This window comes from Massilia phosphatilytica (assembly GCF_977014125.1).
The window spans coordinates 1-13,159 of record NZ_CDRNIL010000063.1; the positions used below are offsets into that span (position 1 = coordinate 1).

A 13,159-nucleotide genomic window follows, 5' to 3' on the forward strand; every position below is an offset into this window, starting at 1 on the left:
TGTTGTGCTGCTGCTTCGACCAGTACGTATTGCTAAGGTTAAAACGGAGGAGTTCGTTGGACGTACCAGCACCTCGGTCGGCCAGGGCCTTCACCATGATCGACGAGTAGTCGTCGCCCTGCGCCTCGAAGCGCTTCTCGATCTTCTCGGCGCCGATGCCCGCCGTGACGGCGAACATGCCGATGTAGTCGGCGATGCCGGACGATTTCGGCGCGATGAAGTCGGACAGGCACTGGTTCGGGCGCTGCACGCCATCCACCACCGGCTCTGACGCCCTGCTGGCGCAGGCCGTACCACGTGAACGCGACTTCGCCTCGGTGTGGTCCGTGTAGATCTCGATGTCGTCGTCGTTGACGCTGTTCGCGGGCAGCAGGGCAACGGCGCCGTTCGCCGTCAGCCAGCGGCCGTCGATGATCTTCTTGAGCAGCGCCTGGCCTTCCTCGAACACCTTGGCCGCCGCTTCGCCCACCACCTCGTCGGTCAGGATCGCGGGATACGGGCCGGCCAGGTCCCAGGTCTGGAAGAACGGGCCCCAGTCGATGTAGCGGGCGAGCGTGCCCAGGTCGACGTTCTTGAAGACGCGGCGGCCGACGAACTTCGGCTTCAGCGGCGAAAACGCCAGCTGCGCCTTGTTCGCGCGCGCCTGTTCCAGGCTCACCATCGGCAGCGCCTTTTTATTGGCGTGCTGTTCGCGGATGCGCACGTAGTCTTCGGCGATCTCGGCGACGTAGCCGTCGCGGGTCTCCGCCGTCACGAGCGACTGGCCCACCGAGACGGAGCGCGACGCGTCCGGCACGTACACGACCGGGCCTTCGTAATGCGGCGCGATCTTGACGGCCGTGTGCGCGCGGCTCGTCGTCGCGCCGCCGATCAGGAGGGGAATGCGGCGCTCGCGGAACAGCGGGTCGCGCTGCATCTCGCGCGCGACGTCGGCCATCTCTTCGAGCGACGGCGTGATCAGGCCGGAGAGGCCGATGATGTCCGCGTTTTCTTCCTTGGCCTTCACCAGGATCTCGGACGCGGGCGCCCTATCACGCCCATGTTGACGATCTCGAAGTTGTTACACTGCAGGACCACGGACACGATGTTCTTGCCGATGTCGTGCACGTCGCCTTTCACGGTGGCGATGACCATCTTGCCCTTCGGTTTCGCGACGATGCCCGTGCGCGCTTCCTCGGCCGCCTTTTCTTCCTCGATGAACGGGATCAGGTGGGCGACGGCCTGCTTCATCACGCGCGCCGATTTCACCACCTGCGGCAGGAACATCTTGCCTTGGCCGAACAGGTCGCCGACGACGTTCATGCCGTCCATCAGCGGGCCTTCGATCACCTGGATCGGGCGGCCGCCATCGTTCGCGATCTGCTGGCGCGCTTCCTCGGTGTCCTCGACGATCAGCTGCGTGATGCCGTGCACGAGCGCATGCGCGAGGCGCTTGCCGACGGGCGCGTCGCGCCACTCGAGATTCTGTTCCTGTTTCGCGCCGCCGGCCTTCAGGGTGCCGGCGAATTCGATCATGCGCTCGGTGGCGTCGTCGCGGCGGTTCAGCACGACGTCTTCCACGCGCTCGCGCAGTTCAGGGGAGAGATCGTCGTACACGCCCACCATGCCCGCGTTGACGATACCCATCGTCATGCCGGCCTTGATGGCGTGGTACAGGAACACGGTGTGGATCGCTTCGCGCGCGGGGTCGTTGCCGCGGAACGAGAACGACACGTTCGACACGCCGCCCGAGCACCTTCGCATCGGCAGGTGCTCGCGGATCCAGCACCTGTTGATGAAGTCGACGGCGTAGTTGTTGTGCTCTTCGATGCCGGTGGCGATCGGGCGAAGATGCTCGGGTCGAAGATGATGTCTTCCGGCGGGACGCCGACCTTCTGCACGAGGGTGATCGTAGGCGCGCTTGCAGATCTCGAGCTTGCGCTCGAACGTGTCGGCCTGGCCTTTCTCGTCGAAGGCCATCACGATCACCGCGGCGCCGTAGCGGCGGCACAGGGCGGCCTGGCGCAGGAATTCTTCCTCGCCTTCCTTCATCGAGATCGAGTTGACGATGGCCTTGCCCTGCACGCATTTCAGGCCGGCCTCGATCACGCTCCACTTGGAGGAGTCGATCATGATCGGCACGCGCGAGATGTCCGGTTCCGATGCGATCAGGTTCAGGAAGCGCGTCATCGCGGCCTGCGAATCGAGCATCGCCTCGTCCATGTTGATGTCGATGACCTGGGCGCCGTTCTCGACCTGCTGGCGCGCGACGGACAGCGCTTCGTCGAACTGCTCGTTCAGGATCATGCGCGCGAACGCCTTCGAACCCGTGACGTTGGTGCGCTCGCCGACGTTGACGAACAGCGAGGTGTCGTCGACGACGAACGGCTCCAGGCCCGACAGGCGCAGCGCGACGGGGATCTCGGGCACGGTCCGCGGCGGGCAATCGGCCAGCAGGGCGCCGATGGCCTGGATGCGCTCCGGCGTCGTGCCGCAGCAGCCGCCGGCGATGTTGACGAAGCCGGCGTCGGCGAATTCGCGCAGCAGGGCGGACGTGTCTTCCGGCAGTTCGTCGAAGCCGGTGTCGCTCATCGGGTTGGGCAGGCCGGCGTTCGGGTAGATGCAGACGAACGTGTCGGCGATCTGCGACAGCTCTTCCGCGTACGGCCGCATGAGGGCGGCGCCCAGCGCGCAGTTCAGGCCGATCGTCAGCGGCTTCGCGTGACGCACGGAGTTCCAGAACGCGGACACGGTCTGGCCGGACAGGATGCGGCCCGAGCGCATCGGTGACGGTGCCGGAGATCATCAGCGGCAGGCGCGGGGTGGCCGGGTGCTCGGTGAAATACTGGTCGATGGCGAACAGCGCGGCCTTGCAGTTCAGCGTGTCGAAGATGGTCTCGACGAGCAGCAGGTCGACGCCGCCCTCGACGAGCGCGTCGACCTGTTCGTAGTACGCGGCGACGAGCTGGTCGAACGTGACGTTGCGCGCGGCCGGGTCGTTCACGTCCGGCGAAATGGATGCCGTCTTCGGCGTCGGGCCGAGGGCGCCGGCGGCATAGCGGGGCTTGTCCGGCGTCGAATACTTGACGCAGGCGGCACGGGCCAGCTTCGCGGCTTGCACGTTCATCTCGCGCACGAGGTGCGCCATGTGGTAGTCGTCCTGGGCGACGCCGGTCGCGCCGAACGTGTTCGTCTCGATGATGTCGGCGCCGGCAGCGAGGTAGCGCTCGTGGATTTCCTGGATGATCTGCGGCTGCGTCAGGTTCAGCAATTCGTTGTTGCCCTTGACGAACAGCTCGCGCGCGCCACTGGCGGCGGGTGCCGTGAAGCCGGCGAAGCGGCCGTCCGGACCGCCGCGGTAGGCCTGCTCGTCCAGCTTGTATTGCTGGATGATCGTGCCCATCGCGCCGTCCAGGATCATGATGCGGCGCGCGAGGATCTCGCGCAACTTGGCTTCGACGGGTGAGGGGGCGTGGACGGCGGTGATCATCGTTGGCTTTCCTGAGGTCTGCTGGAGATAAGTATGAGGCGGGTCTGTGATTATACCGTTACTGGCCGAGTTTGTTCCCGGTGCGGCCGGCAGGCCACGGTTCGCTCAAAAAAAGACGGCGTTGTAAAGACGCTTGTAACGCACTGTATCAAATGCTGCATTGTTACATTGAGATACAAATTGCCGCATATTAGCAATTTCCTGGATACATACAGGGACGACAATTAACTTCATGGAACCGCCGCAGTCGCGGTTTTCACGATCAAGTACGCGTCCAATCAACGGAATGTGCGGACTGTTGTTCCGCCTCCAAAATGGGAAGAATTGCAATGAACAAAGAATACGTATCCGAGTGGGATCAGCCGGCAGCGCGCACCGAAGAAAGCGTTCCGGCCAAGGCGCACACTGTCGCCGGCGTCAAACAAATCGTCACGATTCGTCTGGATGTGGACATGCTGGAATGGTTCAAGTCGGCCGGTCCTGGCTACCAGACCCGCATCAACCAGGTCCTGCGTGAATACATGGAAGCGAATCGCGTGCGTGCTCAGGGCGAGCAGGCACTGATTCCTTTCACTTATTGATGGTCGGGGCACAGCGCCCCGCGGGCCTGTGTTCAGGCCTGATGCCCGGAACGGGATGCTGTCAGGGACATTGTCCCGCCGTAGGGTGGGCTCTCCGAGCCCACCAAACCAGATGAAAACAGAAGGGCATCACCCGGCGCGAACCGGCTGATGCCCTTCTTTATTGCCGCGTCGTGTCAGGCGAACGCGAGGCCGTCGAACGAAGAGCCCTTCAGGAATTCGGTCGCCGCAAGGCGCTTGCCGCCCGGCTTTTGCAGTTCCGTCAAACGGAGCGCGCCCGTGCCGCAGGCGACCACGATGCCCTGGGCATCGGCCTGGAGCACCTGGCCCGGCCGGCCCTGGCCATCGACGGGTTGCGCGTTCCAGATCTTGATCGTCGTCGATCCCGCCTGGCCATGTGCCCCGGGAAACGGATTGAAGGCGCGCACCTTGCGTGCGAGGTCGACGGCCGCCAGCGTCCAGTCGAGCTTCGCTTCTTCCTTGCCGATCTTGGCGGCATACGTCACGCCTTCCTCCGGCTGGGGCACGGCTTCCAACTGACCCTGCGCCATTTTCTGCAGCGCATCGACGATCATGCGGCCGCCGAGGGCCGCCAGTTTGTCGTGCAGGCTGCCCGTCGTGTCCGTGTCGTCGATGGCGATGCGCTCGATGAGCAGCATCGGGCCCGTGTCCAGGCCTTCTTCCATTTCCATGATGGTGACGCCCGTTTCCCGCATCGCCCGATTCGATCGCGCGGTGGATCGGCGCGGCGCCGCGCCAGCGCGGCAGGATGGAGCCGTGGATATTGATGCACGGTTTGATATCGAGCGTGGAACGGGGCAGGATCAGGCCGTAGGCGGCCACGACCATCACATCGTACGTCGTCGCCAGCAGGCGCGCGTGCGCGGCCAGCGCTTCGCTGGCGCGCTGCGGGTCCTTCGCGTCCATGCGCAGCGACAGCGGTTGCAATACCTCGATGCCGTGCGCGACGGCGACCTGTTTTACCGCGGACGCCTGCAGCTGCATGCCCGCGGCCGGCCGGGCGGTCCGGCTGGGTCAGCACGAGCGGCACGTCGAAGCCGGCGTCGAGCAGGGCGCGCAGCGCCACGGCGGCAAATTCCGGCGTGCCGGCGAAGACGACTTTCAGGCCGCTCATGCGCGGCGGGCGGACGAACGCTGCATGTCGCGCTCTTCCTTCTGCAGCTTCGTCTTGATGCGGTTGCGCTTGAGCGGCGACAGGTATTCGACGAAGACCTTGCCCATCAAGTGGTCCAGCTCGTGCTGGATGCACACGGCCAGCAGGCCGTCGGCCTCGAGCTCGAAGGGCTTGTTATCCTGGTCGACAGCGCGTACCTTGACGCGTGCCGGACGTTCGACGCCGTCATAAATGCCGGGCACCGACAGGCAGCCTTCGTCGTAGACCTGCTTGTCCGGGCTGGACCAGACGATTTCCGGGTTGACGAAGACCAGCAGGTTGTCCTTGGTCTCGGTCACATCAATGACGACGATGCGCTCGTGCACGTCGACCTGCGTGGCGGCCAGGCCCACGCCCGGGGCGTCGTACATGGTGTCGGCCATGTCCGCCACCAGCTTGTGGAGGCGGTCGCCGAATTCGGTGACCGGCTTGGCGACCTTGTGCAGGCGCGGGTCGGGGTAGCGGAGGATGTTCAGTAAAGCCATGGCTGTGTATTCGAAGTCGTTCAATAATCGGTATATCGGGGTCCGTCGCCCGATTCAAAGGCTGCACAGGCATAAACGCAACACGCCGTCCCCGCTGCCGGGCACGGTTTGTCTTGCTAGTTCAGGGATTTCTCGGCAGAATTTGATTCAGTAAGGCAACTCTTGCGACCCTTCATGATCCGCTGCGCGGTCGAAGAGTCGTCTGTTTCCTGCTTTGTTGCCGGCCGAGGTGGCGTAGCACTCGTGTCGATACGGCACTTTACGGACTCTCCAATGAAAAATTTTAGCACAGGCGCTGCCCGATCGCTCGCGATCCGCACCGTTGCCACGGCCGCGTTCGCCTTCCTTGCGGTCATTCCGGCCCGGGCCGCCACGACCTGTTCGTTCCGCCCGAACGCGCCCGACCAGCACGTCGTCGTCAAGGGCGATACCTTGTGGGACATTTCCGGCGCCTTCCTCGAGCATCCGTGGTGCTGGCCCCAGGTCTGGGGCATGAACCGCGACGACATCCGCAACCCGCACTGGATCTATCCGGGCCAGGTCGTCTATTTCGACCGTGCCCACGGCCGTCTCACGTTGAACAAGCCGGGCGCCGGAACGGATGCCGGCGAGCCGCCGGTCGTGCGCCTGTCGCCGCAGCTGCGCACCGACGACCTGGGCGAGAACAATGCCGTGCCCGCGATTCCGGCCGGGGCGATCGAACCTTTCCTGACGCAGCCGCTCGTCGTCGAACAGCAGGCGCTGGCCGGCGCGGCGCGCATCGTCGCCGCCCAGGAAGACCGGCTCTACCTGGGAGAAGGCGACCGCATCTATGTGCGCGGCGCACTCGACGGGGCGACCAGCTTCCAGGTTTTCCGTCCGGGCAAGGAACTGGTCGACCCGGATACCAACAAGGTCACCGCCTACGAGGCGGCCTATGTCGGCACGGCGCGCCTCGTGAAGGCGGCGGGACCGGGCACGGATGTGCACACCTTCGTCGTCACCAAGTCGGTGAAGGAAATGGGCGTCGGCGACCGCCTGCTGCCGACGCCGCCCGCGCCGCTGCGCAACTACATGCCGCATGCGCCCGCCCGGCCGGTGGTGGCGCGCGTGATGGCCATGGCATCCGAATCGAATTACGCGGCGCAGAATCAGGTCGTGACTGTCAATCGGGGCACGCTTGACGGACTCGATGTCGGCGCCGTGCTGCAGTTCTATCATCTCGGACAGACCGTGACGGACCCGGAAAGCAAAGGCTTCCTCGGCTTCGGCAAGGCCAAACTGAGGCTCCCGGACGAGCAATACGGCGAACTGTTCATTTTCCGGGTTTTCGACCATGTCGCGTATGGCCTGGTCATGCAGGTGACGGCGCCCGTGCAGATCGGCGACGTCGCGAAATCACCGGAGTAACCCCACCGTGCAGGACACGGACCTTCACCTGGCGCCTGCACCCTCATCCTTCCCGCCGGACCGGCTGGCCGCCTGGCTGCGTCTGGAGCGCAGCCCCGGCGTCGGTCCGCGCGCGGCGGCCACGCTGCTGGCGGCGTTCGGCAACCCTGACGCCGTGTTCGACGCCGACTTTGCCGCGCTGGCCGCCCACGTGAGTCCGGCACAGGCGCACGCCCTGCTGCAGCCGCCCGCCGACGCGACGCGCCGCCTGATCGACGCCACACTGGACTGGCTGGCCACGCCCGGCCACTACATTCTCGCGCTGGGCGAACCCGGCTATCCCGAGCTGCTGGCCCGCATCCCCGACCCGCCGCTGCTCCTCTATATCAGAGGGCATGCGCATTTACTGGACGGACCGGCCCTCGCGATCGTCGGCAGCCGCAATGCCAGCGTGCAGGGCAGGGCGAACGCGCAGGCGTTTGCGGAAGCGCTGTCCGCAGCCGGGCTGTGCATCGTGTCCGGCCTCGCGCTGGGCATCGATGCCGCCGCGCACGAGGGCGCGCTGCGCCGCTGCGGCGGGACCGTCGCCGTCGTCGGCACCGGTCCCGATATCGCTTACCCGGCCCGCAACCGCGCCTTGTGCGAGCGCATCGCCCATGAAGGCTGCATCGTCAGCGAATACCCCATCGGCACGCCGCCGCTGCCGGGCAATTTTCCCAAGCGCAACCGGATCATCAGCGGGCTCGCGGCCGGCGTGCTCGTCGTCGAGGCGGCCGCGCAGTCCGGCTCGCTGATCACGGCGCGCCAGGCGGCCGAGCAGGGGCGCGATGTGTTCGCGATTCCCGGCTCGATCCACGCGGCACTGGCCAAGGGTTGCCACATGCTGATCCGCGAGGGCGCGAAACTCGTCGACACGGCGCGCGACGTGCTGGAAGCGCTCGCGCTGTCGCCGCTGCTGGCACTGCAGGCGGCCCGCCTGGCGCCCGGCTTACCCGTCGCAGATATTTCCTTAACGGATAACAAGATCGATAACAGTCCTGAAGCTGATGCCGGCGGGCAAGCCGAAGCCGTGCTGCTGGCGGCCCTCGGCCACGACCCCGTCGACCCGGACGTATTGCTGGCCCAGACTCGGCTGGCGCCCGGGAGAACTCAGCGCGCGCCTGCTCGTGCTGGAACTGGCGGGGCGTGTCGAACGCCTCCCGGGCGGCGTCGTTCAGAGGATAATCAAGCGATAATTGGGAGGAACACAGCTGGCAAACCCGATAAGGCCGATAAACAACGCTGATGTTTCCAGGCGTTAGTGGCGCACGTGACGCACTTGTGCCGCGAGGAGTTTAGCTGCTACAGTAGCGTCACCATGTTCGACATCCTAGTCTATCTTTACGAGACGTATTACCGTCCCGATGCCTGCCCCGAGCCGGAGGCCCTGGCACGCAAGCTGTCCGCCGTCGGTTTCGACGATATCGAAATTTCCGAAGCGCTGGACTGGTTAAACGGCCTGAGGGAAATGGCCGGGACGACCAATCCCGCGCTCGAATCGAGCGGCACGCGCTTCTATATTGCCCAGGAAGTCGATACGCTCGGCACCGCTGCCGTCGGCTTCATCCAGTTCCTCGAACTGGCCGGCCTGTTGACCGCGTCGCAACGCGAGATCGTCATCGAGCGCGCGCTGGCGCTGGACGAATCGCCCGTCACGCTGGGCAAGCTCAAGATCATCGTCCTGATGCTCCTGTGGAGCCAGGGCAAGGAACCGGACGCGCTGATGTTCGACGACCTGTTCGGTTCGGACGAGGAAGACGCGGCGCCGCGCCTGCTGCATTGACAGCGATACGATCACGAATACGAAAACGGGGCTGCGGCCCCGTTTTTCTTGTGATAAAGCAAGATCGAGCGTATTTTGCTCGGCAGGATAGGTGGGTTGCCACAATGCGCACGCAGGCAGAGTCTACTTGCGGATTGCGCGGCAACCCGCTTATCATTGGCCGCTATCTGCCAAAGTTACCAATAAGCTAATAATAAGACAACGAGCGGCCGGCTTATCGGGCCGCCCTGATCTATGGCTCATGTATGATGCGCGAGCCAAAGCCAAGAACAAGTACGAGAAACCATATGACCAAAGCCCTCATCATTGCCGAAAAACCCTCCGTGGCGAACGATATCGCCAAGGCGCTCGGCGGCTTTACCAAGCACGATGAGTATTTTCGAATCCGACGACTACGTCCTGTCGTCCGCCGTCGGCCACCTGCTCGAGATCGCGGTGCCCGAGGAATACGACGTCAAGCGCGGCAAGTGGAGTTTTACGCACCTGCCCATGATTCCGCCGTATTTCGCGCTGAATCCGATCGCGAAGACGGAGTCGCGCCTCAAAGTGCTGAACGAAGCTTGATCAAGCGCAAGGATGTCGATACCCTGATCAACGCATGCGACGCGGGCCGCGAAGGTGAACTGATCTTCCGCCTGATCGCCCAGAACGCCAAGGCGAAGCAGACCGTCAAGCGCCTGTGGCTGCAATCGATGACGCCGAACGCCATCCGCGACGGCTTCGCCCACCTGCGCAGCGACCAGGACATGCTGCCGCTGGCCGATGCCGCGCGCTGCCGCTCCGAGGCCGACTGGCTGATCGGCATCAACGGCACCCGTGCGATGACGGCCTTCAACTCGAAAGAGGGCGGCTTCTACCTGACCACCGTGGGCCGCGTGCAGACGCCGACCCTGTCGATCGTCGTCGAGCGCGAAGAGAAGATCAAGAAATTCGTGGCGCGCGACTACTGGGAAGTGCGCGCGGAATTCCGCTGCGCCGCCGGCATGTACGAAGGCCGCTGGCTCGACACGGCATTCAAGAAAGACGAGAACGACCCCGAGAAGCGTGCCGAGCGCCTGTGGTCGAAGGCGGCGGCCGACGCCATCGTCGCCGCTTGCATGGGCAAGCAGGGCAAGGTCACCGAAGAATCGAAACCGACCACCTCGATGGCGCCCGCGCTGTTCGACCTGACGTCGCTGCAGCGCGAGGCCAACGGCCGCTTCGGCTTCTCGGCCAAGAACACGCTGGGCCTGGCGCAGGCGCTGTACGAAAAGCACAAGGTGCTGACCTATCCCCGTACCGATTCGCGCGCGCTGCCGGAAGACTATTTGAGCACGGTCAAGTCCACGCTGGAAGTGTTGAAGGGCAGCTCGAACTATCTGCCGTTCGCCAAGCAGATCCTGGACAAGGGCTGGGTCAAGCCGAACAAGCGCATCTTCGACAACAGCAAGATCTCGGACCACTTCGCGATCATCCCGACGGGCGTCGCGCCGAAGAACCTGTCCGAGCCGGAACAGAAGCTGTACGACCTCGTCACGCGCCCGCTTCATGGCCGTGTTCTTCCCGGCCGCGGAATTCCTCGTCACGACCCGTTTCACCGAAGTCGAAGGGCACCAGTTCAAGACCGAGGGCAAGGTCATGACGAACCCGGGCTGGCTGGCCGTGTACGGCAAGGACACGACGGGCGACGACAAGGACGGCGCCAGCCTCGTGCCGGTGGCGAAGGGCGAGCTGGTGAAGGCCGAGCAGGTCAATGCCAACGGCCTCGTCACCAAGCCGCCCGCGCGCTACAACGAAGCGACCCTGCTGTCCGCGATGGAAGGCGCCGGCAAGCTGGTCGATTCCGACGAATTGCGCGACGCCATGGCCGGCAAGGGCCTCGGCACGCCGGCCACGCGCGCCGCGATCATCGAAGGTCTGCTGACGGAAAAATACCTGCTGCGCGAAGGCCGGGAGATGATCCCGACCGCCAAGGCGTTCCAGCTGATGACCCTGCTGCGCGGCCTCGGCGTCAACGAATTGACGGCGCCGGAACTGACGGGCGAATGGGAATACAAGCTGTCGCAGATGGAAAAGGGGCAGATGTCGCGCGAAGAGTTCATGCGCGAAATCGCCGAGATGACCGAGATCATCGTCAAGCGCGCGAAGGAATACAACAACGACACGATCCCGGGCGAGTACGCCACCTTGAAGACGCCGTGCCCGAATTGCGGCGGCGTCGTCAAGGAAAACTACCGCCGCTTTGCCTGCACCAAGTGCGATTTCTCGATGAGCAAGGTGCCGGGCGGACGCCAGTTCGAGATCGAGGAAGTCGAGGAACTGCTGGAGAAGCGCACCATCGGTCCGCTGCAGGGCTTCCGCTCGAAGATGGGCCGGCCGTTCGCCGCGATCCTGCGCATCGTGCGCGATGAAGACATCCACAACTACAAGCTGGAATTCGACTTCGGCCAGGACCAGGACGAGGGCGAGGACGGAGAAGGCGTCGACTTCACCGGCCAGACACCGCTCGGCCCGTGCCCCAAGTGCGCCGGCAATGTCTACGAGATGGGCCTGGCCTATGTCTGCGAACACACGGTCGCCAAGCCCAAGACCTGCGATTTCCGCAGCAGCCGCATCATCCTGCAGCAGGAGATCCTGCCCGAGCAGATGGCCAAGCTGCTGAACGAAGGCAAGACCGACCTGCTGCCGGGCTTCGTCTCGCAACGGACCCGCCGGTCGTTCAAGGCCTTCCTCGTGCGCGGGAAGGACGGCAAGATCAGCTTCGAGTTCGAGGAGCGCAAGGCCAAGCCGGGCGCGAAGCCCAAGGAACAGGCCGCGGAAGGCGATAGCGGCGCGGAAGCCGCCGCCGCCGAAGCCGGCCGCGCGCAAGACCGCGGCGACGAAGGCCGCCGCGAAGCCTGCGGCGAAAGCGGCCACCAAGACGGCTGCCGCCAAAAAAGCACCGGCCAAGCGCGCGACGGCGGTCAAGAAGGCAGTGGCCGGCGAATAAGCCACCGTCGTCCCCGCGAAGGCGGGGACCCAAGTTCGGCACCGCGTCGACGCCGGCAAAGCCTGGACCCCTGCCTGCGCAGGGGCGACGTGCTTTCGGGGGCTGCCGCGGCGGTCAAGAAGGCAGTGGCCGGCGAATCAGCCACCGTCGTCCCCGCGAAGGCGGGGACCCAAGTTCGGCACCGCGTCGACGCCGGCAAAACCGGGCCCCTGCCTGCGCAGGGGCGACGTGCTTTCGGGGCTGCCGCGGGCGGTCAAGAAGGCAGTGGCCGGCGAATTCAGCCACCGTCGTCCCCGCGAAGGCGGGGACCCAAGTTCGGCGCCGCGTCGACGCCGGCAAAGCCTGGACCCCTGCCTGCGCAGGGGCGACGTGCCTCAGGCGATTCTCGTTAATTTCGCTCGTCTCGTTATCGAACGAATAAAAAACCGCGATCCTTCCGGCATCGCGGTTTTTTTACGTCCAGCGGCGTTATTCGCGCCAATCCTCCTGCAGCGCGCGGATGGCCGCCTCGCCATTGCGGATCGCCTTCACGCGGCGCACGATTTCGTTGCGCCAGGCCTCGTCGGCATCCTGGTCGCCGTCGTCACTGTCCACCATCAGCAGACGCAACGAGCTCATGGCGGTCCTGGGGGGCCAGTTGCTGGATCTGGGCGGCCAGTTCGGCGACGTTGGCGTTGGACATGGGGTGTCTCCTAGCAGGGTTTTGTGACCAGATCATAACGTGAAGTTCAGTGCATGTCGACTGGCTGCATGTTGTCCGTTGGCTTCCTGTCGATCAGCTTGTTGTCGGGATCGATGCCGGCCCGCGCCGGACGGGCGTCGACCACCAGCACGACGCGCTGGTCGGCCTGCGTCACGAGCCGGCGCTCGCGCGCGAGCGGGTTCCCGTCCTGGTCGTCGACGCCGAATTCGATGTAGTCGCGCAGCGGCACGGCCTGTTCCTCGCCCCGGTCGCCGGCGCGCACCTTGCCGGCCGTGGCGTGGATCTCGACCTCGTACTTGCCGTCCGGCCGGCGGTGCGCCGTCGCGCCGTCGGTGCGGTTTTCGTACAGGACGATGGATTCGAACAGGTCGTCGATCAGGTAGGCCTTGTCCGGCGGCGTGATGCCGCGCAGCCGCTCGACCAGCGTCGCCACGGTCGGATACGGCGGCCCCTTGTACGCGTATTCCAGCAGCAGTCCATGCAGCACGCCGTTGATTGCGTCCTCGCCCACCATGTCCAGGTGCTGGATCATCCAACGTGACTCCTCCGTTTTAACCTTAGCAATACGTAACTGAACGAAGTAGATGCA

General features: G+C 64.8%; 7 protein-coding genes and 5 pseudogenes. 5 read left to right on the forward strand and 7 right to left on the reverse strand.

Annotation, left to right across the window (positions count from 1 at the left end; genetic code table 11):
* The 3 genes and pseudogenes from ACWNCF_RS02290 to ACWNCF_RS02300 all read right to left on the reverse strand — a co-directional run.
* Window positions 1–1,006: vitamin B12 dependent-methionine synthase activation domain-containing protein (locus ACWNCF_RS02290; RefSeq protein WP_449405870.1), on the reverse strand; the 1,006-nt coding region annotated here is incomplete at its 3' end.
* Entirely contained in the window at window positions 1,003–2,763 is a 1,761-nt protein-coding gene (locus tag ACWNCF_RS02295; protein ID WP_449405871.1) for a dihydropteroate synthase, read from the reverse strand. The genes ACWNCF_RS02290 and ACWNCF_RS02295, both read right to left, overlap by 4 nt.
* 55 nt (window positions 2,764–2,818) lie before the next feature.
* Window positions 2,819–3,469 (reverse strand): annotated as a pseudogene (locus ACWNCF_RS02300) (homocysteine S-methyltransferase family protein); the annotation flags it as partial.
* Window positions 3,470–3,798: 329 nt separating this feature from the next.
* Between ACWNCF_RS02300 and ACWNCF_RS02305 the strand changes: the two are divergent.
* Entirely contained in the window at window positions 3,799–4,050 is a 252-nt protein-coding gene (locus ACWNCF_RS02305) for a BrnA antitoxin family protein (protein ID WP_449405872.1), read from the forward strand.
* A gap of 176 nt (window positions 4,051–4,226) precedes the next feature.
* On the opposite strand, the pseudogene fmt reads toward ACWNCF_RS02305, so the two are convergent.
* Window positions 4,227–5,185: pseudogene (gene fmt, locus ACWNCF_RS02310) on the reverse strand (methionyl-tRNA formyltransferase).
* A complete protein-coding gene (gene def / locus ACWNCF_RS02315; RefSeq protein WP_449405873.1) occupies window positions 5,182–5,709 on the reverse strand; it encodes a peptide deformylase in 528 nt (175 codons plus the stop codon). The pseudogene fmt and the gene def overlap by 4 nt, the downstream one beginning before the upstream one ends.
* A 273-nt stretch (window positions 5,710–5,982) precedes the next feature.
* On the opposite strand from def, the gene ACWNCF_RS02320 reads away from it, so the two are divergent.
* The 4 genes and pseudogenes from ACWNCF_RS02320 to ACWNCF_RS02335 all read left to right on the forward strand — a co-directional run bounded on the left by ACWNCF_RS02320 (window position 5,983) and on the right by ACWNCF_RS02335 (window position 11,867).
* Window positions 5,983–7,098 carry a LysM peptidoglycan-binding domain-containing protein gene (locus ACWNCF_RS02320; protein WP_449405874.1) on the forward strand — a complete coding sequence of 372 codons (1,116 nt, stop codon included), beginning with the start codon at window positions 5,983–5,985 and terminating at the stop codon, window positions 7,096–7,098.
* 7 nt (window positions 7,099–7,105) lie between these two features.
* Window positions 7,106–8,312, forward strand: a pseudogene (gene dprA / locus ACWNCF_RS02325) (DNA-processing protein DprA).
* A gap of 122 nt (window positions 8,313–8,434) precedes the next feature.
* Window positions 8,435–8,899 carry a DUF494 family protein gene (locus ACWNCF_RS02330; protein ID WP_449405875.1) on the forward strand — a complete coding sequence of 155 codons (465 nt, stop codon included), beginning with the start codon at window positions 8,435–8,437 and terminating at the stop codon, window positions 8,897–8,899.
* A gap of 287 nt (window positions 8,900–9,186) precedes the next feature.
* A pseudogene (locus ACWNCF_RS02335) lies at window positions 9,187–11,867 on the forward strand (DNA topoisomerase III).
* A gap of 468 nt (window positions 11,868–12,335) precedes the next feature.
* Here ACWNCF_RS02335 and ACWNCF_RS02340 read toward each other — a convergent pair.
* Both ACWNCF_RS02340 and ACWNCF_RS02345 read right to left on the reverse strand, forming a co-directional pair.
* On the reverse strand, window positions 12,336–12,476 hold the full coding sequence (locus ACWNCF_RS02340) for an addiction module protein (protein ID WP_449405876.1): 141 nt from the start codon (window positions 12,474–12,476) through the stop codon (window positions 12,336–12,338).
* A 119-nt stretch (window positions 12,477–12,595) separates the two neighbouring features.
* A pseudogene (locus ACWNCF_RS02345) lies at window positions 12,596–13,159 on the reverse strand (hypothetical protein); the annotation flags it as partial.